At 38.4% G+C, this 250-nt stretch carries 1 pseudogene; it reads left to right on the forward strand.

Annotated elements, in window-relative coordinates:
• Positions 1-165: 165 nt before the first annotated feature.
• Positions 166-250 (forward strand): annotated as a pseudogene (locus E4T71_RS09535) (IS5/IS1182 family transposase); the annotation flags it as partial.

Genomic DNA, 250 nt, shown 5'->3' on the forward strand with positions numbered 1-250 from the left:
AGTTGAAACAGAGACAATTACTTACAAACGCAAGAAAACAAAAGGCCGTAAGCAGGCCATTCTTGACCAGTTTGAAGCTGAAGAAATACATCACCGCCTAGAGGTCTGCATTTGTCCGGATTGTAATAGACTTCCTGCGAAACAAGGATATGATAAAATAGAAGCATGAATTATGAATCCAGTAAAAAACTTTCCGATTTACGCTTTAAACGCCTAGTTGGTGTTGAGAGAAGAACTTTTGACAAAATGC

The organism is Streptococcus sp. WM07 (genome assembly GCF_004570525.1).
Classification (GTDB): domain Bacteria; phylum Bacillota; class Bacilli; order Lactobacillales; family Streptococcaceae; genus Streptococcus.